Below are 25,645 nucleotides of genomic sequence, written 5' to 3'. Positions count from 1 at the left end.
GAAAGTGGATTGCAACCGCGGATGCGGTTAAGTTTTAATTGGCCTTGGCGCCAATTTCCTTATCCCAGCGTTCAAGGATTTCCTTGCGCTTGGTCGGTTCGCCATAGGTCTTGAAGTCGTAGTCGATCAGCTTGATATCCTCAAAGCGCGGTGACTCTTTCGGCACTTCGGCGTTCTTGTTGGATGGAAGCTGGAAGGATTTTGCATCCTTCATCTTAGACTGCACTTCTGCTGTTAGCGCCCAGTCATACCATTTCTTGGCATTCTCGAGATTGCGGGCACCTTTGAGGATTGACATGGAGCCGATTTCGTATCCCGTCCCTTCGCAAGGCGCGATGGATTTGATCGGGAAGCCTTCGGCAGTCATCGCAACTGCATCATGCATGAAGACAATACCAATGCCGTTTTCGCCACGCGCTGCCGACTTTACGGGCGCAGAGCCGGACTTGGTATATTGCGAGACGTTGTCGTTCAGTTTTGCCAGATATTCAAACGCCTTTTCCTCACCCATCAATTGTATGAGCGTTGCAAGAGCCGTATAGGCTGTGCCGGATGAATTCGGGTTGGCCATCTGGATTTCGCCCTTATAGGACGGATCAAGCAAATCAGCCCAGCAGGCCGGTTCCTTCAGGTTCTTTTTCTTGAAAATGTCGGTGTTGTAGCCCCAGCCTAGCGCACCAGCATAAACGCCGACAGTGCGGAATTCAGAGCTTTCTGCCTGCTTTTTTGCCCAATCCTGCAACTGGTCAAGCATTGGTGACTTATATTCGAGCGTCAGACCTTCTGATGCGGCCTGCAAATGCGGATCGCCAGTGCCGGCCCACCAGATATCAGTCTTTGGATTACGCGCTTCAGCGCGCACTTTCGCATAGGTTTCGCCGGAAGACAGGCGCACCATATTGACTTTGATATCCGTTTCTTTCTCGAAATTATTCTTCATTTGCTCGCAGATCACGACGTCTGCCGAACAGATAAGATTGAGATTGCCTGAAGCCTGTGCAGAAACCGCAAATGATGAAACGCCAGCGGCAAACGCCGCGGCCATAAGTGCCCAACGCATCATTATTCCTCCCTATGATCAGCGCCTCCACGCTGTGGCTTTTTGCAAGCCTGTGCACAGTCTTTGCCTTTTAGGCTTATGTGTCAATCTGCTTTTGTAAATTTCATTCTGAAAACTCTGGAAACGATCTGATAATTCTGTTTCTGCACAGCCTTGCAATGATATGCAAACAAAAAAGGCGACCCGAAGGTCGCCTCTTTCGAAGTGTTATAAAGGCTTATCAGCCGATGGCCATGAGGCTGGCATTGCCGCCCGCGGCTGTTGTGTTGATGGAAGTCGAAACCTCTTCGAGCAACCAGCTCAGGCAATAGCAATCAGCGCTCTCAGCAAGCTGCGCCGAGGTTGCAGCCTGTGTCAGCACGAGCGGGCCAGGAAGCGCGGCCAGCTTCTTGTTGATTTCAATCAGGCGCTCGCCCTCTCCTTCAACAAGCGCACCGGCGAAAGGCGCATCCGCCTGCCAGTCCTTTGTCCATACGACACGCGAAGCAGCACTTGCAGGCAGATCCTTGAGCACGCTGCGCAGACCCGACGCTTCGTCGATCACAGCCGTATTGCCCGTGGCGAGCACTGCCGTCAGCTGGCGATAAAGGCCTGTTTCTGTCTGTGGAGCCAGCAGAATGCGACCACGCGCATGCAGCGCATAGAGGTTGCGTTCGCCAACCGGACCCGGAAGCTCAATATTCAGACCAAGTGCTGAAACACTGCCAGTTTCGCGTGCTGCATGCGCCAGTTCGTTCATGCCGCGATTGCCGAGCCATTTTGCGAAATCATTAAGCGCAGCATCGGTGTGAACCGAAGCCATACGCGGCGGGATTGGCGCTGTTTCGACAAGGCGACCGAGATAGAGCGGACCACCAGCCTTCGGGCCCGTGCCGGACAGACCACGACCACCGAAAGGTTGGACGCCAACAATCGCACCAATAACATTGCGATTGATATAGATGTTACCAACCCGGATGCGGTCGGCAACATGAGCGATGGTTTCATCAAGGCGTGTATGCAGACCAAAGGTCAGACCATAACCGGTTGCGTTGATGTCATCAATCAGGCGATCCATGTCATCACGCTTGTACCGCACCACGTGCAGAACCGGGCCAAACACCTCGCGTTTCAGATCACGGAGGCTATCAATCTCAACGATTGTTGGCGCTACGAAAGTGCCCTTATCGGTTCCCGATCCAAGCGGAAGCTGCTCCACCTTGCGACCCATATCGCGCATCGCCTGAACGTGCGTTTCGATAATGTCCTTGGCTTCTTGTGTGATAACTGCACCGATATCAACTTTGAGCTGGTCGGTACGGCCAATGGAAAGCTCCTTAAGCGCACCCTTGAGCATCGTCAAAATGCGGTCGGCAACATCTTCCTGCAGACAAAGCACACGCAGCGCCGAGCAACGCTGACCGGCGCTGTCGAAAGCCGAGCCAATCACGTCGAACACGACCTGCTCTGCAAGCGCAGAAGAATCCACGATCATTGCGTTCTGGCCGCCTGTTTCAGCGATCAACGGGATCGGCTTGCCATTTGGCAGCAGACGCGAAGCAAGCTGCGCCTGAATGAGGCGTGCAACTTCGGTCGAGCCGGTGAACATCACGCCACAGGTTTCCTGCGCTGCAACAAGTGCTGCACCGATGCGGCCATCGCCAGGCAGAAGCTGCAATGCATCAGCAGGAATGCCAGCTTCGTGCAGAATGCGAACGCCCTGCGCTGCAATGAGTGGGGTTTCTTCGGCAGGCTTTGCCAGAACAGGATTGCCCGCAACAAGAGCGGCTGCAATCTGTCCGGTAAAGATTGCCAGCGGGAAGTTCCACGGGCTGATGCAAACAATGGGACCGAGCGGCTTGTGAGCAACGCCCAGTGTGCGGCGGGTCTGTTCTGCGTAGTAACGCAGGAAGTCGATAGCTTCGCGCACTTCTGCAATCGCATTTGGCATGGACTTGCCAGCTTCACGCATGATGAGGCCAAGCAACTCCGGCATTTCGCGCTGCATGATGTCGCTCGCGCGATCGAGGCAAGCTGCACGGTCAGCCGGCGAAACTTTAGACCAGCTTGCGGTTGCTTTTTCGGCCGCCTTCATTGCCGTTGCAACATCGGCTACTGCGATTTCCGTGACTTTGCCAACCACATCGGAATGGTCGCCGGGGTTAAGAACCGGACGTGTTTCACCCTTGACCTTGGCACCCGCAACCTGCGGCTCGGCAGTCCAGGCACGCGAGGCATTGGTTTTAAGTGTTTCGCTCAGTGCGGCCAGCTGCTCTTCGTTGGAAAGATCGAAACCTGCCGAGTTTTTGCGAATACCGTAAAGGCCTTCAGGCAGATTGATCTGGTCGTGGCGCGCGCCAACCACAGCCATCGAACGAACGACTTCTGCAGGATCGGCAATCAGTTCATCAACCGACACGCTCTTATCGCCAATGCGATTGACGAAGGACGAGTTGGCACCGTTTTCAAGCAGACGACGCACCAGATAAGCAAGCAGCGTTTCGTGCGTACCAACTGGCGCATAAATTCGTGCCGGACGACCAAGCTTTGATGCACCAACCACTTCATCATAAAGAGGCTCACCCATGCCGTGCAGGCACTGGAATTCATAAGAGCCGGTTTTGAAGTCTGGACCTGCCAGATGGTAGATCGTGGCGAGCGTCTGCGCATTGTGTGTTGCAAACTGCGGGAAGATTACATCCCGCGCGCCAAGCAGCTTACGGGCGCAAGCAATGTAGGAAACGTCGGTATGAACCTTGCGGGTATAGACCGGGAAATCTTCAAGGCCGTCTACCTGCGCGCGCTTGATTTCCGCATCCCAATAGGCGCCCTTGACCAGACGAACCATGACGCGACGATTGGTGCGACGCGCAAGATCAATAATAAAATCAAGTACAAACGGGCAGCGCTTGCCATAAGCTTGGACCACAAAGCCGATGCCTTCCCAATCAGCGAGATCAGGGTCTTCACAAAGGCTCTGCAGAAGGTCGAGCGAGAGCTCCAGACGATCTGCTTCTTCAGCATCGATATTGAGGCCGATATTGTACTTCTTGGAAAGAGCTGCGAGCGCTTTCACTTTTGGCAGAAGCTCGTCCATGACGCGCTCGCTCTGCGCGCGAACATAACGCGGGTGCAGTGCCGAAAGCTTGATTGAAATACCCGGGCCATCATAGATGCCGCGACCGGCCGACGCGCGACCAATCGCGTGGATCGCAACCTCATAATCCTTGTAATAGCGTTCTGCATCAGCCGCCGTGGTGGCTGCTTCACCCAGCATATCATAGGAATAGCGGAAGCCGCGTTCTTCAAGCGACTTTGCACGCTTGAGTGCTTCATCAATGGTTTCGCCAGTGACGAACTGCTCGCCCATCATGCGCATGGCCATATCCACGCCACGACGGATAACCGGCTCACCGCAACGAGCAATGAGGCGCGTGAGTGCTGCCGAAAGGCCGCTGTCATTAACGGTGTTCGTCAGCTTGCCGGTGACAACAAGGCCCCAGGTCGCGGCATTAACGAACAGCGAGCGACCACCGCCGACATGCGACTTCCAATCGCCGTTCGAAATCTTGTCACGGATCAGCGCATCGCGCGTTGCCATATCCGGAATACGCAGCAGAGCTTCGGCCAGGCACATCAGCGCCACGCCTTCCTGGCTCGACAGTGAATATTCATGCACCAGACCTTCGACGCCTGTGCCTTTATGCTTGGCGCGCAGCGCTTCGATCAGCTTACGAGCTGTCGCGCGAACCTGCTTTACCGTTTCTTCAGGCAAGGTTGCCTGCTGAACCAGCGCGGTTACGCATTCTGCTTCAGGCCGACGGTAGGCATCGGTGATTGCCTTGCGCAGGGACGTCTCCTCGCGGATCGGCGGCGCGAAATTCTGGAAAACAGGAGTGGGAGCGGATATCTTATCAGTCATGGTGCAATGCTCGCGAAAACAGGCTCAGGCCCAGTTCAACTGTGCTTTTATGTGGGGGCACACTATCATCAGCGCAAATTGCATTCTGCCTTCATTTGATCCATATAAAGACAATTCGATCTTATTAAAGTGACTTCAAGAGGCAGTTTGAATGCGAAAGATAGACTCTGTAGACGATCTGGATCAGTTCGATCGCCGCATTCTTGAAGTGCTGAGCGATGATGGTCGCATCGCTATGACCGAGTTGTCAAAAAAAGTCGGTCTTTCCAAGACACCGTGTCAGGCGCGCGTCAAACGGCTGGTCGATGAGGGCTATATTTTAGGCTTTCGCGCGGCCATAAATCCGGAAAAACTCGGCCTCGATCATATCGCTTTTACGACTGTAAAACTATCGGACACACGTGAGACTGCACTCACAGCGTTCAACGTCGCTGTGCGCAAGATACGCGAAGTCGAAGAATGCCACATGATCGCGAGTTCCTTCGACTATCTCTTGAAAGTGCGAACGCCCAACATCCGACGTTACCGCGAGGTGCTGGGCGAAAAAATTTCGAGCCTGCCGAATGTGGCAAGCACCTCCACCTTTGTGGTGATGGAGTCGGTGAAAGACAACCGCCCGGTAAGGGTTTATCCGGGCGCACTGTAATTATCGTTTTACAATAATTATTTTCTGTATAATATGAAGCTGTTAATTAAGCAATCAAGGTCATACAAAATGAATAAATCCCCACTTAGCACTACGGGTCAGCGTCTATATTGGTTATGCGCGGCTTTGGTTCCTATCCTTCCGCTGCTGCTGTTCACATTTTGGATGACGGCGGACCTTAGCGCTCTGCTCGCGTTTGTGAACGGTACAAACTGGCACATATCGGAGATCACTTCTGGCCAACGTATTTTTGGTTTCCTGATTTCTCTGCTTGCCATATCACCGATCATTTTTGCACTTTTTCGTCTAAGGCAACTTTTTTCACTCTATGCGCGGGGAATTCTGTTTTCGCGCGAAAACATCGCCGCTTTGCGAGACACAGGATTCAGTTTCATTATATATGCAGGAATTGATCTGTTAACCTCCCCGCTATTTGCCGTTGCCCTGACCTACAATAATCCTGAGGGGCAACGCGTGATTACGTTAGGTATTAGCTCATCTACGTTCGGATCAGTCTGTCTCGGACTTATTATTCTGGCGATTGCCAAAGCGATGGACGAAGCGAGGCTCATAAATGACGAACTTGCGTTAACGGTTTAAACCCATGGCAATCGTGGTTCGGCTGGATGTAATGCTGGCAAAACGCAAAGTACGTTCCAACGAATTGGCGAAGGCAATAGGAATTACCGAAGCCAATCTGTCTCTGTTGAAATCGGGAAAAGTGAAGGCAATTCGCTTCAATACACTAGAAGCTATTTGTACTTATCTGGATTGTCAGCCCGGTGACATTCTCGAATATTGCGCAGAACTTCAAAATAAATCTTAAAAGCATTAAGGGAGGACGGCGTGTCGTCCTCCCTTACCAATATGGCATTATAGCGCTTCGTCTGCCAGGTAACGCTCAAGCGTTTTGGCTGTTCCATCATGCCAGATGCGCTTAAGCGCTGCAGAGAACGCGGCAACATAAGCCTGATTGGAAGCGAGTGAACCGAAAATATCGGTCATTTCGAGCCAACGTGACGGTTCATCCTTGGCAAGTACCGCATGCTTCACCAGACGATCCCATGACGGATCATTCGGCTCGATAACCGCACCACTATCTGTCGTTCCGTAGCAGTAACGGCACCAGAGAGCAGACACCAAAGCAAGCCCAGCGACCGAGTGGCCTTTGGCCAGACGGTCCGTAACAGTCGGCAGAATGAATTTCGGCTGGCGGTTCGAGCCGTCGAGGCACAGACGACGGATCGTGTCGCCGATCTTCGGATTGGCAAAGCGCTTATCGATGAGCAGACGGTAGTCTTCCAGAACAGTATTCGGCACTGGCGGCACTTCTGGAATGATTTCTTCCTTGGTGAGCTTTTCCAGATATTTCCGGATCAACGGGTTTTCCATCGCTTCATGAACGAAGTGAATGTCGAGAAGTCCGCCCGGATAAGCAATTGCCGCATGGCCGCCATTGAGGATGCGAATTTTCATTAGCTCGTAGGCATCAACCTGATCGGAAAAGGTAACACCGACCTTATGTAGCCTTGGACGCCCGGTTGGGAAATTGTCTTCAACAACCCACTGCTTGAAACCTTCGCAGAAAACTGGCCAGCCGTCTTCCACTTCGAACTCATTCAAAGCGATTTCGCGTTCACGTACACCTGTTGCAGGTGTGATGCGATCCACCATGGAGTTTGGGAATGCGACATTCGCTGAAATCCAGTCTGCGAAGTCTGGATCGCTGAGTTTTGCAAGCCCGACAACCGCATCTTCTGTCACGTGGCCATTGCCCGGAATATTGTCGCAAGACATAACCGTAAATGGCTCGACTTCTGCCGCGCGACGTAGTTTCAACGCCTGCACAATGAGACCAAAAACGGTGTTGGGTTTATCAGGATATGCTCCGTCAGCAACAATATCAGGATGAGCCGCATCAAAATGCTGGCTAGCCGGGTCAATATAGTATCCGCCCTCAGTGATCGTCATAGAAACAATGCGAATATCGGGCGACGTGAGATAATCCATCAGGGCTTTACGCCCCTCCTCCGTCGAAATAGTCACATAATCAACCATGGAAGCGGTAATTCGCGCTTCCGAGTGTTCCGCTTCCTGATCAACAACAGTCGTCAACCAGTCCTGGGCTTTAAGCGTATCGCGCATTGCATCGTCGCTGGCCCGCACGCCAGCGCCGACCAAAGCCCAATCGTGATCGAGCCCCAGACCAAACAGATCATCGAGATAAACGGCCTGATGCGCGCGATGGAAATTACCCACGCCAAAATGAACTATCCCGGGTACAAGGTCTGCCGGATCATAACCAGGCTTGTGAACTTTGTTGAAGCTCTTGAGCGTTGCTCGCGACAGCTTGGTCATAACCATAATCCTCCTCGATGAATCCAGACAACCCAGCCTATGGCCTGATCTCGCGGCGGGCAATATCTCTTTATGAGTATCGTTCATTACAAATGAAAATGGCGGGCAAGGCCCGCCATTTTACATACTGTTTAAGTGCCTTAATTCAGGCCGAGCGTACCGCGCAGCGTCGAAAGATCTTCTGCAAGCGTCGTAATAGCGCCTGCCATGACCTTACGATCGTCCTCGGTCAACTTATCGTATAATTCATAGCCATCACCCTTCTTGTATTTCACAAGAATGTCGTTGACGGTTTTGAAGTTGGCATCCGACTTTTTGAGAAGCTCAGGATTTTCCTTCTCGATCAGCGGACGGAAAAGTTCAACGATTTTCTGCGAACCATCAACGTTAGCCTGGAAATCCCAGATATCCGTGTGGCTGTAGCGATCTTCTTCGCCCGAAATCTTGGTTGCTGCGACTTCTTCCATAAGGGCTGCTGCACCACCAACAACCTTTTCAGGTGGGAAGGTCATGTCCTTGATGCGCTTCTGCAGCTCGACAACATCCGAATAGAGCTTATCGGCATATTTATCGAGACCTTCAGTCGAGTTCTGTGAGAACAGGCCATATTCGAGACGATGGAAGCCAGTAAAGTCGTCAGACTTTTCTGCATCTTCATGGTCATCTGCGCGGCTATCGATGGAGGCGTCGAGGTCTGCAAAAAGCTCTGCAATCGGCTCGATCTTTTCGTAAGAAACACGCGAGGATGGATAAAGTTCTTTCGCCTTCGCCAGATCGCCAGCCTTGATCGCATCGGTGAAAGCCTTTGTGTCTTTCACGAGAATATCAAGATTGTCCTGAACGTAGATCTTGTAATCAGCAATCGGCTGAACCAGATCGAGTGGGGAGACTTCGGCCTTTGCAGCACCGAAGCTGAGGGACAGAGCGACGACACAAGCCGACGCGAGCAGTGGCAGACGATATTTCATGTTTACCTCTCCGTGGTGATAAGACCTTCACCCACGCGCGTTCTGCGGCCCGCCAGTGGCCCGATCCTGACATTTGCCTATCGCTGGGATAACTGCAGAGCAAATGTCAGGATCTAATGGGCCACGGCCAACTTTTAAAACGAGTGGAGCTTTTGAATTTGACGTTTGAACCGGCATTTGCAGTCAGCCTTTATCAAACGTCAAATTCGCTCCACTCGCCTGCAAAAGAGCACTTGCGTAAAAGTCATCTTGATTTTTCACGCCGGGTAGCGTGAAGAAATAACCGCCGCCGACGGGCTTGATATACTCTTCCAGAGGTTCGCCATCGAGGCGCTTCTGAACGGTGATAAAGCCCTTTTCCAAATCGGCCTGATAAGCGATGAACAGCAGCCCCATATCGAGCTGGCCGGACTTCGTGACCCCGTTGGAATAGTTGAATGGACGCCGCAAAATCAGATGCTGCTCGGCATTGGCATCGCGTGGATTGGCCAACCGGATATGAGAATCCATCGGCGTAACCTTGCCTTCCGGGTCCTTCGAATAGTCCGGAACGTCAGCTTCGGTTTTACCGTCGAATGGCGCGCCACTATCCTTATGGCGACCAAAAATCGTCTGCTGTTCCTGCAGCGGTGTGCGATCCCAGCGCTCGACGAAATTACGGATGAGACGCACGACCATATAATTGCCGTGAGAAGCCCATTCCGGCTCATCTTTGCCTGGCTGAATCCAGACAACTCGATCCATCAATCCCTTGTCGGCAGCATCAGGATTGGCAGAGCCATCGCGAAAGCCGAGGAAATTGCGCGCACTTTCCTTCGCTTTGGGCGAATGAGGCGGCTGAACCGGCACTGAGCCTTCTTGTTTCCAGCGCACCATCAGAAGATCAGGCATGTTCTTCATGATATCGCGCAGCGCATGGATATTCGTGTCTGCAGTGTTGGAGCAAAACTGAATTACCAGATCGCCATGACACAAATCCTTTTGCAACGCGTCATTGGGGAACCCCGTCATGCGTTGCAACTGTTTTGGCTTGAACGGCTTGAGCCCAAAACGATCATCAAAAAGCGAGCTGCCCAGACCCACGGTGATAGTCAGGTTATCAGGGGTAACGGTCGGCCCGAGAATGCCGGAGTCGGATGGCGGAAACTTTGGATCAAGCGCCGGTGGCTCGCCACCCTCCATGAGAAAAGCTGCGCGCTCTGTCAAAAGTCTGAACATGCGTTCGAGACCCGCGCGATCACGCGCAAGAACATCGAAAGAGGCCACGAGACCAGTTGCAGGGCGTGGTGTCACAATGCCGGGCTGATGCACGCCATAAAATGGCTGGCTCTCCTGCAACTTGTCGCTTTCAGGTGCATTGGTCACGCTTTCCGATGAAAGCGCGTTGTTAGAGGCGCGTGCGTTAGCCGCCTGCGATGCAAGCACGCTCGCGACACCTGTAGCACCGGCACCGAGCAAAAGGGCGCGGCGCGTTGGCGACGTTGGATTGTCTGTTTCAGAACTATCGTCTTTGAAAAATTTCTTGGTCATTAATCCACTCCAAGTTGATCGCGGAGTTTTGAAAACTGGTCGGCGAGAGCAGTCGCGCCGTCCTTGATCTTCGCCTTCTCGTCAGTAGAAAGCGTGTCATATGACTTGCCGTTCTGAGCACTTAGCAGCGCCTTCACGGCAGACACCTGAGCATCAATCCCTTCAAATACCTTGGGATCGACTTTGACGACGATCGGACGCAATACGTCCGCCGTCTTTGCGGAGCCTTCAACAAGGCCTGCAAATACCTGCAAATCTGTGTGTGCGTAGCGATCGTCACCTGCGTCAGCAGCGGTAGACGCAAAGCGGTTGAGCGCTGACGATGTGCCTGCCAGCATCCGGTCAGGCGAAATACGCAACGCACGGATGCGGTCTTTCAGACCAGCGGCATCCTGAACAAGCTTTGTGGCGACGGGCTGCAAGCCGTCCAGCGACTTCTGTTCAAACAGCCCATATTCAATGCGATGCAGGCCACCAAATGCAGGGTCCTGCTCACGTTTTTCAAAGAAATCGGCGCGCGCATTGATCGCTGTATCAAGATCAGAGAAAGCTTCTGAAACGGGAGCAATACGGGCATAAGCTTCGCGCGCCGGTGCATAAGCAGCCTGTGCGGCTTCGATATTGCCGCTTGAAACGGCATCCGAAAGCGTTGCAACAGCCTTCTGGAACTCAGCGACTTCGGTAGCTAGATAAATTTGATATTCAGCCAACGCGCCAAGGAAAGCGGTCAGCGGCATCTTACCCTTTTCGGCTTCGCTGCTTGCCGATGGCGTCACGATCAGCTTTCCACGCGGATTGGAAAGAAGGCCGCAAGTAATCTGATATTCGCCCGGCGAAAGCTTGGCGGAAAGTGTCTGCTTGAAGCCCGGTGCGATATTCTCGCGCTCTTCGAGAACCATCACGCCGTCGAGAATTTCCCATTCAACCGAGCGGTCGGACTTGTTGACGATTTCAAAAACCGTGCGCCCAGCCGGAACCGTCAGTTCATTTGGATCGCAGCTTTTCGCGTTGACCACGATCTGCACTTTGCCATCACCATCTGCATGGCGCGATTTATCTGAAACGCGCGAGGCGTAATAGAAAGCAGCACCTGCCGCCAGCACCAGCAGAACGGCCAGCACCAGAACCGCTCGCACGAGGTTGCGGGAGAATGGTGCAACAGGTTTTGGGCTTTGCGGCTTGGTCATGGAAAATCTCTTCGATTAAACTGTGTGCTTCGCGGCTGCGCTCTGCGCAGGTGCGGAAGACGGCATCAGGAAAATAATGAGCGCAGGCACGAGGAAGCCGAGATAGGCAACCACTTCGCTGATCGTCGGCGTTGCGATATAGCCGAAGATACCAGCCAGAACCGAGCCAAGCGTGCTGTCGAGCGGCAGCATTTCGCTTGTGTCGAACACGACCGTCTGGAAGTGGTTCCAGATACCAGCCTCATGCAGCGCCATCACCGAATTTGCGAGAATGCCCGCTGCGATAATCAGTATGAAAACACCGGTCCAGCGGAAGAAGCGGCGCAGATTGAGTTTCAGGCCACCACGATAGATACCGTAACCAACCAAAGCGGCAAGCAGAACACCGAGCAATGCGCCAAGCGGTGCCGCGCCACCTTCGCTCTGCTGGAATGCGGCGAGCAGGAAGAAGACCGACTCAAGCCCCTCACGGGCCACAGCAAAGAACACCATCAGGATCAGACCGAAGCCCTTATGCGTGGGCGTTTCAAATGCCGCATCAATGGAATGATGCAGTTCCGCTTTGATGGAACGAGCCGCCTTACGCATCCAGAAAACCATGGACGTCAGCACGAAAACGGCTATGAGCCCGATAATGGCCTCGAAAAGCTCCTGCGCCTTTTGCGGGAATTCTGCGCTTACAAGCTGGAGGATTGCGCCAACTGCCAGCGACATCGCCAGGGCCAGCAGCACACCAATCCAAACAACCGGCATCCAGGCGCTGCGTCCGGTCTGGTGCAGATAGCTCGCGATAATGCCAACGATTAGCGCAGCTTCCACGCCTTCGCGGAACATGATGAGAAATGGTACGAGCATTCGAGTTCATCCAAAAGGCAGAGTGATCAATCCGCCCCTTGATTGACACTCTTCACAACCGGCACAAGCCTTCGTCTATTTGTCATCTTTCTATATCTACGCGCGCACCACTGCAAGCCAAATGAAGTTGACTACCATGGGAATGTTTTAGAATTATTCTAACTATTTCAGAAACTTACAGCGATGTAAGTTAGCTACCCCTGATGAGACTGCAAGTTTTTTGAGGTATAGTAAGCCTTTGAAAAGGCTTCATAGTGAAGCCTTTTCGCGTATTGAATTGCGGCTATCAAGCCTCGGCTACCGTCCGAAATTCTATCGAATTACCGTTTAATATTTCCGGGCAATCCCGCTTTGCCCGCTTCCGACGGGTTAAGCCTCACATAGTCAGCCTTCAAATCTTCCGATGTTTTACGGCTTCCGTCGTGACTCCAGCCGGGTGGCGCGACCATATATAGAAGACGTTGGCGCAAGGTCAGGCCCGGCGAGAACACGTCCTTCAACATACCGAACCATTCATGGAACGCCACGCGCACGGGATTGAACGTTCCGACGTTCTTCACAATGCCGTAACGAGGCATATCTTCCGGCAATTCTTCCACAAAGGTGCCGAACATTCGATCCCAGATGATGAGGGTGCCTGCATAATTGGCATCCAGATAGCGCGGGTTCGTTGCATGATGCACGCGATGATGCGACGGCGTATTGAAGATATACTCAATCGGCCGGGGCAATTTGTCGATGGCTTCGGTATGAATCCAGAATTGGTAAATCAGATTAAAGCCGTAAACAAAGGCGATCACCGCAGGATGAAACCCGAGCAAAACCAGCGGCACTTGCAGCACAAACATGCCGGTCATCTGCCCGGTCCACGACTGCCGCAAAGCGGTTGTTAGATTATAATGCTGGCTTGAATGATGGTTGACGTGCTCGGCCCAAACCCAACGCACTCGATGCGCTATGCGATGGTAGCAGTAGTAACGCAGATCATCGAGAATGAAGGCGACAACGAAAACCCACCAATGCAGGCCCAGGTCGAAGAACCGGAACTGCCACACCCACAATAGCGCAACGACGGAGACAAAACCGAGCAGCAGACCTGCTGCAACATTCCCCGCCCCCATCAACAGGCTGGTCAGAGCGTCGCGTGTTTCGAACTCTCCCCTCCGTTTCCAGTAGCGGATCGCAACCAGCTCGATCAAAATTCCCAATACATAAAGTGGAATTGCGAGGCGCGTCACATCTAAGAATACCGGATTGCTATTCATGCAGCTTCCCCTCGTGAGATGGAACCGACAGCCAGTCTTTCACCTTCTTCCGATCTATCGCATCGGTAAAGACCAGTTTGACCTTGGGCCAGGTGAAATCTTTCATATGCAGTATGAGTTCGGTATTGCCGTTCTCCACAAGTGCGAGAACATCGGACGCAACCAGACAGCGCGTCAAAAACCGATCCCCAACGCTATGCACCAGCCCCGTTCCAAGTCCTGCCAGCGGAAAAAATGCTGTGCCGCGATCTTCGGTGTAACAAATTTCACCCATCTCGATTTCGGGATAATCAAGATGGAAACGCTCTTTGACCGTTTCGTCGTCAGCAAGAATGCTGCGCTTTGTTCCCCCACCCAAAAAATGAATTGCCAGTACGCCAAGCCCTATCCCGGCGATAACCATAAGTAGAAGCAGCCGCAAATCCATGAACTCTCCCGTTCGCAGCGATGCCGATCAATTTCCCGACTATACTCTAGACATGAGGCCACGCGAATACACCCGCAAAACTTAGGGGCTTGATTCACGAGTCGCAGTTGCCTGGGCAATACAACAGGAGATTGTTTCGATTTGGAGCACCGTGAGCCTGCATAACGAGCTCAAACATTGACCAATCAACTGCCTGAAATTGTCAAAACTCCGAAAAGTTTCAGAATTTTCCGAAATGGTCAAAAATTTCGCGTTTCAGGGGTTGAAGAATAGCTTCAACTGATCCATATGACAGGTGCTTACCGCTTGCGCCTCCTCCCATTGCGCGCGGTAAGTGTTCCCCTCTGGAGGTTTGCCTTTATGGCACCTTCATAACTTAGCCGGACTTTTTAGTCCGGCTCTTTTTTTGCCTAAATTTCAGTAAGTTAGAACCAAAATAAAAAGCGCTACGTTACCGCAGCGCTTTCAAAAACAATGGCAGTTTTCTGACGGAAATGACTGTCCAAGAACATGGTTCTCATCATCATTCCCGCTGCAAAAAGACGTTCCCAATTCTTTCGCCGACAAACAAAAGCGGCATCCGGACCCGGTAATTTTATTTCTGTCGGAGCGATAGAGTACCGCTCCGACCTGTCGCTTTACAAAGCGTTAAAATACGACCAATGAGCTGTATCAGCCGTAAGATGCAACTGGCGGGCAAGAGCAGATGAGATTTCTGTCACCACCGACATTGTCGACGCGGCTGACCGGCGGCCAGTATTTTGCCGTCGTGTCAAAATCTCCGCTTAAGGCACGTGCTGGAAACACAGCGTCCTCACGGGTGTAAGGATGCGTCCATTCTGTTGCCAGCGTATCACCTGCCGTATGCGGCGCGTTGGCAAGCGGATTGTCATCCTTTGGCCAGATGCCGTCGGCAACCTTCTTCGCCTCGCCTGCAATGGCAATCATAGCATCACAAAGACGATCAATTTCCGACTTCGGCTCGGACTCAGTCGGTTCGATCATCAGCGTTCCGGCAACCGGCCACGACATGGTCGGTGCATGGAAACCGTAGTCGATCAGGCGCTTGGCCACGTCTTCAACGGTTACGCCTGCGTTGTCTTTGAGCACGCGCGTATCCACGATGCACTCATGCGCCACGCGATCATGCGCGCCGGTGTAAAGGATCGGGTAAGCGTCCTTCAGACGATGCGCGATGTAGTTGGCATTGAGGATTGCAGCCTCGGTTGCCTTCTTGAGACCCGCGCCGCCCATCATGCGGATATACATCCACGTAATGACCAGAATGGATGCACTACCAAAAGGTGCAGCCGAGACTGCATGCTTGGAACCGAGATCAACATGACCCGGCAGATAAGGCACCAGATGCTTGGCCACACCAATCGGACCAACACCCGGACCGCCGCCGCCATGCGGAATGCAGAAGGTTTTGTGGAGGTTCATATGACAGACGTCAGCGCCAATATCGCAAGGGCGAGCAAGGCCAACGAGCGCATTGAGGTTAGCGCCGTCGAAATAGACCTGACCGCCATTATCATGGACGATTTCGCAGAAAGCCTTGATGCCTTCTTCGAACACGCCATAGGTCGACGGATAGGTAATCATGAACGCCGCAAGATTGTCGCGGTGCTTCTCAGCCTTGGCTTTCAGATCATCAATGTCGATATCGCCGTCAGGACGGCAATTCACGACGACAACGCTCATGCCTGCCATCGATGCACTGGCAGGATTGGTGCCATGTGCCGAGGATGGAATAAGGCAGATGTTACGATGACCTTCGCCGCGTGACTGGTGATAGTGACGGATTGCGAGAAGACCCGCATATTCGCCCTGACTACCGGCATTTGGCTGCAGCGAAACACCCGCAAAGCCGGTGATTTCGCAAAGCCATGCTTCAACATCAGACGTCATCTTGGCATAGCCGGTGGTCTGCGCGGCTGGAGCAAATGGATGCAGATTGGCAACCGTGTTCCAGCTCACCGGCATCATTTCTGCTGCCGCATTGAGCTTCATCGTGCAGGAGCCAAGCGGGATCATCGCACGATCAAGCGCCAGATCCTTGTCAGCCAGACGACGCAGGAAGCGCATCATCTCTGTTTCGGAACGATGCGAATGGAACACATCCTGAGTCAGGAAGCCTTCGCCACGTCCCTTGGATGGCACGAGCAGATCGTCATTGCCGACTGGCTTTGCACCAAACAGAACGGCAAGTGCTGCAAGATCGTCTTCGGTCGAGGTTTCATCAAAGGTCACACCAACCGTATCCGCATCGACGATACGGATCAAACGACCGCCCTTGTCGGCTTCGTCTGCAATGCTCGCGGCTTTGCCCGTAACCTTAATCGTGACAGTGTCGAACAGGCTGTCGCCTGCTATTTCGACGCCAGCAGCCTTGAGGCCCGTGGCAAAGCGCGACGCAAGACCGGCAACACGCGTTGCAATGGCCTGAAGGCCTGTCGGGCCATGCCAGATGGCGAAGGATGCAGCCATATTGGCGAGCAGCGCCTGTGCGGTGCAGATGTTGGAAGTCGCCTTATCACGACGGATATGCTGCTCACGTGTCTGGAGCGCTAAGCGATAAGCGGCACGGCCATGTGCATCAACCGACTGCCCGACAATGCGGCCCGGAATGATGCGGGTCAGCGGCTCGGATACTGCAAGATATGCAGCATGTGGACCACCAAAGCCCATTGGAACGCCGAAGCGCTGCATGGAGCCGACAGCCATATCCGCGCCCCACTTTGCAGGGGCTTCCAGAATTGTCAGCGCCAGCGGATCGGCAACTGCGATCAACAAAGCGCCTTTAGCTTTGGCATCGGCTATGACAGCGGTAAAGTCGCCATAAACGCCGCGTGTATCGGGCCAAGGAACGATGACGGCAGCGGTATTGTCGTCAACAGCAGTGCCCGTTTCAACCTGCCAGCCAAGTGGTTCCGCACGTGTGTTGATCACGTCAACAGTTTGCGGATGCAGATCGCCTGCAAGCAGAACGCGCTCACGCTTGTCGCGATGATGACGAACGGCAACGCCAACAGCTTCGGCCACGGCAGTTGCTTCATCCAGCAACGATGCACAGGCGACCGGCAGGCCGGAAAGCTCGGCAACAAGCGTCTGGAAATGGAACAGCAGTTCCAGACGGCCCTGGCTTATTTCCGACTGGTAAGGCGTATAGGCCGTATACCATGCCGGATTTTCAAACAGGTTGCGCTGGATAACTGGCGGCGTCAGCACACCATGATAGCCCGCACCGATGAAGCTCTTCTTCACCACGTTGCGGTCCATAATTTCGCTGAGTTCCGCAAGCGCTGCGTGCTCGCTCAAAGCTGCTGGCAGATCAAGCGCGCGGTTAAGCCGGATAGAAGCCGGAACAGCCTGCGTGATCAGCGTTTCCATGGAAGGAAGGCCGAGCGCTGCAAGCATTGCGCGCTCGTCTTCGACTCTTGGCCCGATATGACGGGCAACAAAGGGGAGAACCTGTTGCGTCATTTCATTATCCTACGAGTTTGTCGTAACCGGCCTTATCGAGAAGACCCGAAAGCTGGCCTTCATCGGAAAGCTTCAGCTTGAACAGCCAGCCTTCGCCTTCTGCGGCCTGATTGATGAGTGCTGGATCGCTCGATACGGCGTCGTTAACTTCAACCACTTCGCCATTGACCGGCGCATAAACGTCCGAAGCAGCCTTGACGGACTCTACAACGACGATGCCCTCGCCCTTGGAAACGGTGCGACCGACTTCCGGCAGATCAACGAATACGAGGTCGCCGAGCTGTTCCTGTGCGTGGATCGTAATGCCGACAGTGGCAACGCCAGCTTCGACGCTGATCCACTCATGATCTTCGGTGAACAGGATATTGGCCATGGATATCATCCTTTGCGATAGCGATGTGGTGTGAAGGGAAGCGCTGAGACGTCAACGGGAACCTTGTTCCCGCGTACTTCGGCGAAAATGCGGGTGCCGGGCTTTGCGAGACTAAGCTCGACATAGCCCATGGCGACCGGAAAACCAGCGGACGGACCAAAACCGCCCGAAGTGACGGTGCCGACCTGACGGCCGCTCTCGTCAAAAAGATCAACGCCTGCGCGCACTGGCTGGCGACCTTCAGCCTTCAGACCAACGCGCTTTGCGTCAACGCCCTGCTCAAGTCTTGCAAGCACGGCTGGCGCGCCGGTAAAAGCGGCCTTTTCGCGCACTGGCTTGGAAATTGCCCAGGTGAGACCAGCCGAAACCGGATCGGTCTCTGGCGTAATGTCCTGACCATGGAGGCACAGTCCGGCTTCAAGGCGCAAGCTGTCACGGGCGGCAAGGCCGATCCACTCGACACGCTCATCGGCGAGAAGCTTCTTCACCAGTTCACGCGCTTCGTCGGCAGGCAGGCCAACTTCAAAGCCGTCTTCGCCGGTATAGCCTGAGCGGGTCATGAACCAGCCAGCCTTTGGCTCAAAACCGTTCATGAAAGAAAGATCGGAACCAGCAAGTCCCAAATCTTTAATGACGCTATCTGCTTCTGGTCCCTGAATGGCGATGAAAACGCGGTCAAGCGGATTGACCTTTACGTCCTTGCCAGCGGCTTCTTCATTGAGATGCTCAATGTCCGCATCTGCATTGCCCGCATTGGCGACAACCATATAGCGATCTTCGCCAAGGCGCGTGACGATAAGATCGTCAAGAACGCCGCCTTTTTCATTGAGGAAGAAAGTATATTTCGACTGCCCTACCCCAAGCGCGGAGGGATCAAGCGGACAGGTCTGCTCCAGAAGTTCCGCCGCTTCCGGGCCGGACACTTCGATCAGCTTCATATGGGAGATGTCAAAAAGACCGACATGAACTCGGGTGTGAAGGTGTTCCTTCATCACGCCGAGCGGATAAGTGATCGGCATGTTCCAGCCAGCAAAGCCGCCAAAGCGTGCGCCAGCTTCTTCATGCAGGTCATGCAAAGGCAGAGTATTCAAAAATGCGGTATCGCCCATAACAACTCCAGAGTCGCACGTATGCCCCCGCGAAATGCGGTTGCTTCGTGCCCCTCTGTCTCAGGCCTGAGAGACTCGCATGGCTGTACAGAAAGCCATACTTACACCTTCGGCGCGGGGTTTCCCCCGACTTTCCAGAGTTGCCTTACCCGTCTGCGGTTCATGGTACCTGAGAGATTTCGGGCGATTTCCCCTTCGGTGGCCAACTTGCGTCAGCTCTCTCCCGCAGACAAACAGTGACGGAACATCCTCGTAAAACGTAATGCTCCACCACACGACATAAGTCACTTAGCTTAAACCGTTTCTGGAGTCATGTAGAATTATTGTCACAAGACGACAATTCCCGGGGATTTTGCGACAAAAATTGCACAGCTCTTTCCCAATAAGCCGAAAGAATAACTTTAAGTTTCATGCAAACATGGCAATAGGCAGCAAGCGCATTGCACAGTCATTTCATTCGAAGGAATATTCTCTTGTGTAGACGTAAAATTGGTTTGGCAATCATTCTGTCTTTATCGAGTGCATCCGTAGCTTATAGTGACGAACCATCCAAGGCAGATTACCTTTCTTTTGCAGAGCGATCATGGAAGCATTTTCAATGCGGCTATCTGCATGAAGCCGCTATGGGCCACAATATAACCGGCATACAGTTTACGCGCCGGGGCTTTGAACTCGGCAAACAGTTCTTTGATGCGGTGAAAGATGGGAAAATAAACCAGATGGATTTTACCCTGAAAACGCCGCGTGATTTTTGGGTCGGTATCACAGAACTATCGCCCGAATTCGATCTCGGACGCGCTTCAATCATTGCACAACATCAAATCGCAAGTGAAATACTTGCCTTTAATGAAAATCTTCCTGCAACACTCAATGACATCAAAGACAGCGGGTTTCAGATCGACGACGAACAAACCGCAAGCAATGCGATTGAGCGCATCAAAACCGAAAACTGCGATTATGAAGATCTGGGCTTTTCATCAGAGATAACAAAGAGCATGCGCGAGAATGCTCTGCGCGGTCCCATGCTTTTAAATGGCCGCAAGCCACCGAAAAAAGAGTGATTTGGTCAGTGCGCCTGATGATTGTGATCACATAATGACCAAGCTGCGCAAAAGACGTGCAATCGACAGGCTAAATTGCACAGCAGCTATGCAAATCTGTCTCTGCAACTTTCAGATCAACCCACCTATATGCTGTTGGCAACAAAGAGATTTGATTTTTTGACTAGGTGAGAGAAATGAACCTGATCCGCTCGTACAACAACTGGCGCCGTTACCGTAACACTGTAAACGAACTGAGCCGCCTGAGCCCACGTGAACTGAACGACCTCGGCATCATGCCTTCGGAAATTCCGTTCGTCGCACGCAAGGCTGCTGCTCGCTGATAGCGAATTCCGAAAAGCGTAAAGCGGTTGTATAACAAGCGACGCTGATTTCGGAAAGCAAGCGCCGAATACAGGCCCCTAGATGGCCTATTAGGGACCGCGCCCTACAAACCGTGCGGTCCTCACAGTTTTCCAATTATCGCCGGGGCATCCCTCCTCCCATTAGCCTCGGTGATTATAAAGATCGGAACTCCTCCTCCCAATCCGGTCTTACCCTAAACACACCCGTCGCTTCCCCTGCGACGGGTGTTGTTTTTTGTGCACTTCATTAAGATGCAAGTAATGCCTTTGCCCGGCCTGCGCGATCCAATACAACCGACAACGCGAACACGCCGAGGCCTGCAACGGCCAGTAACGCGCCAACAGTTCCCGTCGATGTCCAGCCAAAGCCCCACGCCACCGCTAACCCGCCAAGCCATGCGCCAATTGCATTGGCGAGATTGAGTGCAGAATGATTGAGCGCTGCGGCCAGCGTCTGTGCGTCAGCGGCCACGTCCATCAAGCGTGTCTGTAAAGCTGGAACAAGAGCAAACCCGCCGCCAACAAGCAGGATATTTAAAAACGCCGTGGCTGGATGTTGCATCAGAAACGGAAAGACCAGCATGACGGCCATATCATAAAGCAGCACCATTCCCACTGTTCCCATGACAGTGCGGTCGGTCAGTTTTGAGCCAACGACATTGCCCAACACCATACCAAGACCGAATGTGGCGAATACAACCGGCATCCACTTTGCGTCGATATGCGAAACTTCCGTCACTGTGGCAGCCACATAGGTAAAGACGGAGAACAGACCGCCGGTTCCAATAGCGCCGATACCGAGCGTCAGCCAAACCTGTTTGCGGCGAAATGCACCCAGTTCTCGCAATGGAGATGCGCCTTCATCGGCAGGCTGCTTCGGCACATAAATCATGACCAGCACCATTGTGAGAATGGCAATCAGGCCAACGGCTGCAAACATCGCGCGCCAACCAGCAGCTTGTCCCAGCCATGTCGCCAAAGGCGTTCCGCACAATGTGGCAATGGTCAGCCCCATCATAACACGCCCAACAGCCTGCGCACGCTTGCCAGGCTCCGCCAATGATGCCGCTACCAACGAGGCCACGCCGAAATACGCGCCATGCGGAAAGCCTGCAACAAAGCGCATTATATAAAGACCGGTATAGTCATGCATGAATGCGCTGGCGAGATTGCCGAAAGCAAAAAGCCCCATCAGCAAAAACAGCAGCTTGCGACGATCGAGCTTTGCACCCAGAACGGCCAGTACAGGCGCACCAATCAACACACCCAAAGCATAGGAACTGATAAGATGCCCGGCGCTTGGTATGGTGACATTCAGATCGCGCGCGATATCGGGCAAAAGCGCCATGATCGCGAACTCTCCGGTGCCAATACCGAAGCCGCCGATGGCGAGTGCAAGTTCTGCAGGCCTTGCGGATGCACGCGGCGATGTTTCCCGCAGCGCAGCGGAGGACTTTAACTGAGACATGAATGAGCCTGAAGGGAGTGGAGGATGTCGGACAACCCTACCATTCCTTTCAGGCAAAGGCGATACGCATTGTTGTGATGCGGTATCGTATCAGCGCGCCGCAACAGCCTCGATTTCGACCTTGAATTCCTCTCGCGTAAAGCCGGAAACAATCATCAATGTCGAGGCAGGTGCCGGCTGTGGAAACAGCCGGTCACGCACGTCCATATAAGGGCGCATATATGCACGATCCGTTACATAGGCATTGATACGCACGATGTCAGAGAGTTCCATGCCACCGTCGCGCAGGATGCGGCGGATATTCTCAAAGCAAAGCTCTGCCTGTGCGCCCGCGTCTTCAGGTACCGAACCATCTGGTCCAATGCCAAGCTGGCCAGAACAGAAAACCAGCTCTGCACCGGCACTTACCTTCACGCCGTGGCTATAGGCAGCAAAGGGAGCCGCCATATCGGCAGGCAACAGATGTTTCAAAACAGTCATCGTAAAACCTCAAACCTTCGGTGCTGACACGAGCAGCTCTTTGAGACGCGCTGGACCTGATGCAATGTCATCTTCTGTGGGATTTATCCCCGCAGCCAAAAGACGCCGCGCAATCATGTGATCGGTCGGACGATTAATTGAATCGACAGCAACCAGCCTGTCGCCTGCAAAATGGAACACCGAGAAAGCATTATCTTCCAGATTGCCCGACAGAATATGACGGTCGGCATCAAAGGACAGCCCAGCCGTCTGCAATTTCATGTCACCCTGGTCCGACCAGAACCACGCAACATCGCGGAAAGGCGTGCCGCGCCCGACAATCGAACGTGCAACATGCTTGGCCTGATCGGTGGCATTCTGAACCGATTCCAGGCGCACGCGCCGTCCGGCATGAAAATGTTGATAGCTGACACAATCACCTATTGCATAAACATGCTCGACGGATGCGCGCATATGCTCATCGACTATGATGCCATTATCGACGGCAAGTCCGGCTTCGGTCGCAAGTTCGACATTTGGAACTGCGCCCGTACCAAGTACCACCATATCCGCAGGATAAACTGTGCCGTCTGCCGCCGTTACGCTTGTCACGCGTCCATTTTCACCTTCAATAGAAGTGACACCAAGTCCGGTCAAAAGCGTAATATCCGCAGCGCGGCTGCGTGCTTCGACATGGGCAGAAATATGCGTTGCAACAGAACGCCCAAGAACGCGCGAAGCAGCCTCAATCAGTACGGTCTTTTTACCAAGTGCTATGGCACTATGCGCCATTTCGAGGCCGATAAACCCACCGCCGATAATCACGACATTCTGCACATTAGGCATCATTGTTGCTATGCGGCGCGCGTCATCCAGACGGCGCAGCGTGACGACACCTTCAAGAGCGACGCCCGGAACGTCCGGGATACGCGGGCGCGCGCCAGTGGCGAACACCAATTCCGACCAGGTCAGGATGACACCGTCGTCAAGAGTGACAGTCTTGTCAGTCAGCGAAACGCCATCGACGCGGTGACCGAAAAGCATCTCAATATTGTTATCGCGATAGGTGTTTTCCGGCCGAAGCACCAGAACACCACTTTCAGGAGCTTTCAGATAAGATTTGGATAAAGGCGGCTTGTGATAGGGAATATCCTGCTCATCATTGATAAGCACGATTTCGCCAGCATAGCCTTCCTGCCTCAGACTGATTGCAGCCTGCGAGCCGGCGTGGCCCGCACCAATAATTATGCATCTGTTGTCCATAGGACCTCCGGAAAATTCCCGCGCATCATAATCATGATGGCGGGCTGTCGCGTGGCGAATTCGTCACGGATTCACACCTTAATTGCATGCATCCTTGAAGTTTTAAACATTTAGTTTGACCGATCGGTCAGATTGTTTAGTAAGTTCTGTGCTTCAGCATGCAGCCCGTCGCCAGCAGCCAGCCCAAAAGCAAGCCCCGAGGCAAACAAGGAGCGCCACCTTGAAACGATATTGGTCCGATTATACGAGCGAAGCGTTCTCACGCCTTGATCGTGAGAAGCTCGTGGCAGTTCTGCCCGTGGGGGCGATTGAACAGCATGGGCCCCATCTGCCGGTCGCTGTCGACGCGGCAATTGTGGACGGCATGGTCAAGGAAACCATCGCGCGCCTGCCTGACGAAAGCCACGCGCTGTTTCTCCCAACTCAGGCCATTGGCAAGAGCAATGAGCATAGCCTTTATCCCGGCACGCTGACTTTCTCTGCTGAAACGATCATCCGCATGTGGTGCGAGATTGGCGACTGTGTCGCCGCAAGCGGCGTGCGCAAGATGGTGCTGCTTAACAGCCATGGCGGCCAGATCAGTGTCATGGATATTGTCGCGAGAGAGCTGCGCATCAAACACAACATGATGGTGGTCAGCGTCAACTGGTTTGCACTCGGTATGCCCGAAGGCATCTACAGCGAGCACGATCTCAAGCACGGCATTCACGCGGGCGACATGGAAACATCAGTGATGCTGGAACTGCATCCAGATTTGGTCGACATGTCGAAGGCGCAGGATTTCCGAACGCTTACGGAAGCTTTTGCAAGCGAATACAAGCATCTTTCGTTGAGTGGTGGCGCAAAGCCCGCCTGGCAGATACAGGACATCAATCCTTACGGCGCGGCGGGTGATGCAACGCTTGCAACGGCCGAGAAAGGCCGCAAAACCATCAATTTCGCTGCTGAGCGGTTGGTGGAGGTGCTGGATGAAATCGAACGTGCGCCACTCTCGTGGTTCGCAAACAAACCGGCCTGGTAAGGATGATGAGCGTGGCCCCCAACTCGCAAACCCCATCTTCCCTGATCGATATCAACGGCGTCTATAAGCAGTACGGCACCGGTGTCATGGCCGTGAGCGATATGTCGCTCAAAATCGAACAAGGCCAGTTCGTTAGCTTTCTCGGCCCGTCGGGTTGCGGCAAGAGCACAGCTCTGCGCATGATCGCAGGTCTGGAATCCATTTCCGCAGGCGATATTCACGTCAACGGCCACACACCGGGCAAAGGCCCAGTTGGCGCTCAGGATATCGGTTTTGTGTTTCAGGAACCAACGCTGATGCCGTGGGCCAGCGTTTTCGACAATGTTTATCTGCCTCTTCGTCTTTCCGGCCTTTCTCGCAAAGAAGCCACGCCGCGCGTGGACGAGGTGCTGACTCAGGTCGGGCTATCCCGTTTTGCCAGCGCCTATCCGCGCGAGCTGTCCGGCGGCATGAAAATGCGCGTGTCGATTGCCCGCGCGCTGGTCACGCGCCCTCGTCTTTTGCTTATGGATGAGCCGTTCGCAGCATTGGATGAAATGACCCGCTTCAAGCTTAACAATGACGTGTTGCGGCTCTGGCAAGAGCATGGGCTGACGGTGATCTTCGTCACGCACAGCGTTTATGAGTCTGTATATCTGTCCAACCGCGTGATCGTCATGGCAGCACGCCCGGGGCGTGTTGTTGCCGATATTGCCATTGAGGGCAGCTATCCACGCGCTGAAAACTTCCGCACCACGGAAGCTTATGCAAAGGATTGCGCACGCGTTTCCGATGCACTCACCGCGACACTTTCGTCTCAAGATATAGACCATTGATGCATTTCCAGCAAAAGTGTGAAGCGGTTTTGCGTGAGGATAATGCGAC

General features: G+C 53.5%; 22 protein-coding genes and 1 riboswitch. Of the genes, 7 read left to right on the top strand and 15 right to left on the bottom strand.

Translation table 11 applies throughout. The annotated features are described in order from the left end of the window. Positions 1 to 34: 34 nt before the first annotated feature. The gene (locus tag OIV19_RS03800) at positions 35 to 1,060 is read right to left on the bottom strand and encodes an ABC transporter substrate-binding protein (protein WP_264230962.1); all 1,026 of its coding nucleotides are present in this window, start codon (positions 1,058 to 1,060) and stop codon (positions 35 to 37) included. A 220-nt stretch (positions 1,061 to 1,280) separates the two neighbouring features. Next, entirely contained in the window at positions 1,281 to 4,961 is a 3,681-nt protein-coding gene (gene putA, locus OIV19_RS03795; RefSeq protein ID WP_264230728.1) for a trifunctional transcriptional regulator/proline dehydrogenase/L-glutamate gamma-semialdehyde dehydrogenase, read from the bottom strand. 151 nt (positions 4,962 to 5,112) lie between these two features. On the opposite strand from putA, the gene OIV19_RS03790 reads away from it, so the two are divergent. The 3 genes from OIV19_RS03790 to OIV19_RS03780 all read left to right on the top strand — a co-directional run bounded on the left by OIV19_RS03790 (position 5,113) and on the right by OIV19_RS03780 (position 6,433). Next, positions 5,113 to 5,607, top strand: coding sequence for an Lrp/AsnC family transcriptional regulator (locus OIV19_RS03790; protein ID WP_095444281.1), 495 nt, complete (start codon positions 5,113 to 5,115; stop codon positions 5,605 to 5,607). Positions 5,608 to 5,676: 69 nt separating this feature from the next. Next, complete coding sequence (locus OIV19_RS03785; protein ID WP_264230727.1) at positions 5,677 to 6,207, top strand: DUF2975 domain-containing protein; 531 nt, start codon at positions 5,677 to 5,679, stop codon at positions 6,205 to 6,207. Between the two features lie 4 nt (positions 6,208 to 6,211). Next, positions 6,212 to 6,433, top strand: a complete 222-nt coding sequence (locus OIV19_RS03780; protein WP_264230726.1) for a helix-turn-helix domain-containing protein — start codon at positions 6,212 to 6,214, stop codon at positions 6,431 to 6,433. Between the two features lie 47 nt (positions 6,434 to 6,480). On the opposite strand, the gene OIV19_RS03775 is transcribed toward OIV19_RS03780, so the two are convergent. The 10 genes from OIV19_RS03775 to gcvT all read right to left on the bottom strand — a co-directional run bounded on the left by OIV19_RS03775 (position 6,481) and on the right by gcvT (position 19,165). Then, the gene (locus OIV19_RS03775; RefSeq protein WP_264230725.1) at positions 6,481 to 7,965 is read right to left on the bottom strand and encodes a mannitol dehydrogenase family protein; all 1,485 of its coding nucleotides are present in this window, start codon (positions 7,963 to 7,965) and stop codon (positions 6,481 to 6,483) included. A gap of 140 nt (positions 7,966 to 8,105) precedes the next feature. Continuing rightward, complete coding sequence (efeO, locus tag OIV19_RS03770) at positions 8,106 to 8,933, bottom strand: iron uptake system protein EfeO (protein WP_151092064.1); 828 nt, start codon at positions 8,931 to 8,933, stop codon at positions 8,106 to 8,108. Between the two features lie 183 nt (positions 8,934 to 9,116). Further along, positions 9,117 to 10,463, bottom strand: a complete 1,347-nt coding sequence (gene efeB, locus OIV19_RS03765; protein ID WP_264230724.1) for an iron uptake transporter deferrochelatase/peroxidase subunit — start codon at positions 10,461 to 10,463, stop codon at positions 9,117 to 9,119. Continuing rightward, complete coding sequence (gene efeO, locus OIV19_RS03760) at positions 10,463 to 11,650, bottom strand: iron uptake system protein EfeO (RefSeq protein WP_264230723.1); 1,188 nt, start codon at positions 11,648 to 11,650, stop codon at positions 10,463 to 10,465. Before efeO (OIV19_RS03760) ends, efeB begins: the two co-directional genes overlap by 1 nt. Before the next feature lie 15 nt (positions 11,651 to 11,665). Next, positions 11,666 to 12,505, bottom strand: coding sequence for an iron uptake transporter permease EfeU (gene efeU / locus OIV19_RS03755; protein ID WP_264230722.1), 840 nt, complete (start codon positions 12,503 to 12,505; stop codon positions 11,666 to 11,668). A 320-nt stretch (positions 12,506 to 12,825) separates the two neighbouring features. Then, positions 12,826 to 13,770, bottom strand: coding sequence for a sterol desaturase family protein (locus OIV19_RS03750; protein WP_151092058.1), 945 nt, complete (start codon positions 13,768 to 13,770; stop codon positions 12,826 to 12,828). Further along, the gene (locus OIV19_RS03745; RefSeq protein ID WP_151092056.1) at positions 13,763 to 14,197 is read right to left on the bottom strand and encodes a hypothetical protein; all 435 of its coding nucleotides are present in this window, start codon (positions 14,195 to 14,197) and stop codon (positions 13,763 to 13,765) included. The genes OIV19_RS03750 and OIV19_RS03745 overlap by 8 nt, the downstream gene beginning before the upstream one ends. Before the next feature lie 672 nt (positions 14,198 to 14,869). Then, complete coding sequence (gene gcvP / locus OIV19_RS03740) at positions 14,870 to 17,683, bottom strand: aminomethyl-transferring glycine dehydrogenase (RefSeq protein ID WP_151092054.1); 2,814 nt, start codon at positions 17,681 to 17,683, stop codon at positions 14,870 to 14,872. Between the two features lie 4 nt (positions 17,684 to 17,687). Beyond that, entirely contained in the window at positions 17,688 to 18,056 is a 369-nt protein-coding gene (gene gcvH / locus OIV19_RS03735) for a glycine cleavage system protein GcvH (RefSeq protein WP_151092052.1), read from the bottom strand. Between the two features lie 5 nt (positions 18,057 to 18,061). Continuing rightward, positions 18,062 to 19,165: a glycine cleavage system aminomethyltransferase GcvT gene (gene gcvT / locus OIV19_RS03730; protein WP_264230721.1), complete on the bottom strand. Its 1,104-nt coding sequence runs from the start codon at positions 19,163 to 19,165 to the stop codon at positions 18,062 to 18,064. Between the two features lie 146 nt (positions 19,166 to 19,311). After that, positions 19,312 to 19,401, bottom strand: a riboswitch (glycine riboswitch). Between the two features lie 204 nt (positions 19,402 to 19,605). On the opposite strand from gcvT, the gene OIV19_RS03725 reads away from it, so the two are divergent. Beyond that, positions 19,606 to 20,226 (top strand): hypothetical protein, encoded by a 621-nt coding sequence (locus tag OIV19_RS03725; RefSeq protein ID WP_264230720.1) that lies wholly within the window; start codon positions 19,606 to 19,608, stop codon positions 20,224 to 20,226. Positions 20,227 to 20,402: 176 nt separating this feature from the next. Next, positions 20,403 to 20,549 carry a DUF1127 domain-containing protein gene (locus tag OIV19_RS03720; RefSeq protein WP_084486680.1) on the top strand — a complete coding sequence of 49 codons (147 nt, stop codon included), beginning with the start codon at positions 20,403 to 20,405 and terminating at the stop codon, positions 20,547 to 20,549. Between the two features lie 268 nt (positions 20,550 to 20,817). Here OIV19_RS03720 and OIV19_RS03715 read toward each other — a convergent pair whose 3' ends face one another. The 3 genes from OIV19_RS03715 to OIV19_RS03705 form a co-directional block, all read right to left on the bottom strand. Next, positions 20,818 to 22,038: an MFS transporter gene (locus OIV19_RS03715; RefSeq protein WP_095444269.1), complete on the bottom strand. Its 1,221-nt coding sequence runs from the start codon at positions 22,036 to 22,038 to the stop codon at positions 20,818 to 20,820. 90 nt (positions 22,039 to 22,128) lie between these two features. Further along, positions 22,129 to 22,518, bottom strand: coding sequence for a RidA family protein (locus OIV19_RS03710; RefSeq protein ID WP_151092046.1), 390 nt, complete (start codon positions 22,516 to 22,518; stop codon positions 22,129 to 22,131). A gap of 9 nt (positions 22,519 to 22,527) precedes the next feature. Next, entirely contained in the window at positions 22,528 to 23,760 is a 1,233-nt protein-coding gene (locus tag OIV19_RS03705) for an NAD(P)/FAD-dependent oxidoreductase (protein WP_264230719.1), read from the bottom strand. Between the two features lie 220 nt (positions 23,761 to 23,980). On the opposite strand from OIV19_RS03705, the gene OIV19_RS03700 reads away from it, so the two are divergent. Both OIV19_RS03700 and OIV19_RS03695 read left to right on the top strand, forming a co-directional pair. Continuing rightward, entirely contained in the window at positions 23,981 to 24,781 is an 801-nt protein-coding gene (locus tag OIV19_RS03700) for a creatininase family protein (protein WP_264230718.1), read from the top strand. Between the two features lie 5 nt (positions 24,782 to 24,786). Further along, complete coding sequence (locus OIV19_RS03695; protein ID WP_151092040.1) at positions 24,787 to 25,596, top strand: ABC transporter ATP-binding protein; 810 nt, start codon at positions 24,787 to 24,789, stop codon at positions 25,594 to 25,596. Positions 25,597 to 25,645: the final 49 nt, after the last annotated feature.

The sequence above is a fragment of the Brucella sp. HL-2 genome, from assembly GCF_025846885.2.
GTDB lineage: Bacteria > Pseudomonadota > Alphaproteobacteria > Rhizobiales > Rhizobiaceae > Brucella > Brucella quorumnocens.
This window is presented reverse-complemented; position numbering and strand designations above follow the sequence as displayed.

What these genes read in the sequence shown, in the direction of transcription:
- OIV19_RS03695 (WP_151092040.1), top strand. Translation starts at nt 24,787, where the DNA reads ATGAGCGTGGCCCCCAACTCGCAAACCCCATCTTCCCTGATCGATATC.
- OIV19_RS03720 (WP_084486680.1), top strand. Translation starts at nt 20,403, where the DNA reads ATGAACCTGATCCGCTCGTACAACAACTGGCGCCGTTACCGTAACACT.
- OIV19_RS03710 (WP_151092046.1), bottom strand. Translation starts at nt 22,518, where the DNA reads ATGACTGTTTTGAAACATCTGTTGCCTGCCGATATGGCGGCTCCCTTT.
- gcvP (WP_151092054.1), bottom strand. Translation starts at nt 17,683, where the DNA reads ATGACGCAACAGGTTCTCCCCTTTGTTGCCCGTCATATCGGGCCAAGA.
- gcvH (WP_151092052.1), bottom strand. Translation starts at nt 18,056, where the DNA reads ATGGCCAATATCCTGTTCACCGAAGATCATGAGTGGATCAGCGTCGAA.
- OIV19_RS03750 (WP_151092058.1), bottom strand. Translation starts at nt 13,770, where the DNA reads ATGAATAGCAATCCGGTATTCTTAGATGTGACGCGCCTCGCAATTCCA.
- efeB (WP_264230724.1), bottom strand. Translation starts at nt 10,463, where the DNA reads ATGACCAAGAAATTTTTCAAAGACGATAGTTCTGAAACAGACAATCCA.
- OIV19_RS03775 (WP_264230725.1), bottom strand. Translation starts at nt 7,965, where the DNA reads ATGACCAAGCTGTCGCGAGCAACGCTCAAGAGCTTCAACAAAGTTCAC.
- OIV19_RS03790 (WP_095444281.1), top strand. Translation starts at nt 5,113, where the DNA reads ATGCGAAAGATAGACTCTGTAGACGATCTGGATCAGTTCGATCGCCGC.
- efeU (WP_264230722.1), bottom strand. Translation starts at nt 12,505, where the DNA reads ATGCTCGTACCATTTCTCATCATGTTCCGCGAAGGCGTGGAAGCTGCG.
- gcvT (WP_264230721.1), bottom strand. Translation starts at nt 19,165, where the DNA reads ATGGGCGATACCGCATTTTTGAATACTCTGCCTTTGCATGACCTGCAT.
- OIV19_RS03705 (WP_264230719.1), bottom strand. Translation starts at nt 23,760, where the DNA reads ATGGACAACAGATGCATAATTATTGGTGCGGGCCACGCCGGCTCGCAG.
- efeO (WP_151092064.1), bottom strand. Translation starts at nt 8,933, where the DNA reads ATGAAATATCGTCTGCCACTGCTCGCGTCGGCTTGTGTCGTCGCTCTG.
- efeO (WP_264230723.1), bottom strand. Translation starts at nt 11,650, where the DNA reads ATGACCAAGCCGCAAAGCCCAAAACCTGTTGCACCATTCTCCCGCAAC.
- OIV19_RS03780 (WP_264230726.1), top strand. Translation starts at nt 6,212, where the DNA reads ATGGCAATCGTGGTTCGGCTGGATGTAATGCTGGCAAAACGCAAAGTA.
- OIV19_RS03715 (WP_095444269.1), bottom strand. Translation starts at nt 22,038, where the DNA reads ATGTCTCAGTTAAAGTCCTCCGCTGCGCTGCGGGAAACATCGCCGCGT.
- putA (WP_264230728.1), bottom strand. Translation starts at nt 4,961, where the DNA reads ATGACTGATAAGATATCCGCTCCCACTCCTGTTTTCCAGAATTTCGCG.
- OIV19_RS03785 (WP_264230727.1), top strand. Translation starts at nt 5,677, where the DNA reads ATGAATAAATCCCCACTTAGCACTACGGGTCAGCGTCTATATTGGTTA.
- OIV19_RS03800 (WP_264230962.1), bottom strand. Translation starts at nt 1,060, where the DNA reads ATGCGTTGGGCACTTATGGCCGCGGCGTTTGCCGCTGGCGTTTCATCA.
- OIV19_RS03745 (WP_151092056.1), bottom strand. Translation starts at nt 14,197, where the DNA reads ATGGATTTGCGGCTGCTTCTACTTATGGTTATCGCCGGGATAGGGCTT.